Genomic DNA, 243 nt, shown 5'->3' on the forward strand with positions numbered 1-243 from the left:
CCTACAATATCAAAATGACCTTTTATCCTTACTTCTTTTTTCAACAATTTAATAAGGAACGGAACAGTGATAATTGTCATCATTGGAATGAGCAGAAGATAAGACCAATGGATAAAATGAGCTATCATTCCACCAATAGCTGGACCGATACCTTCTACCATAGCTACTATGGAGCCAATAAGACCAAACGCTTTACCCCTATTTTCCTTTGGAATATAGCGCGCAACTACAACCATCACGAGT

1 protein-coding gene is annotated in these 243 nt (G+C 37.9%); it reads right to left on the minus strand.

Going from position 1 to position 243, the window contains the following annotated elements; genetic code table 11:
• Nucleotides 1-243: MFS transporter (locus AWV70_RS19720; RefSeq protein ID WP_153010065.1), on the minus strand; the 243-nt coding region annotated here is incomplete at both ends.

Origin of the sequence: Sporosarcina koreensis (assembly GCF_001531445.1) — a bacterium.
GTDB lineage: Bacteria > Bacillota > Bacilli > Bacillales_A > Planococcaceae > Sporosarcina > Sporosarcina koreensis_C.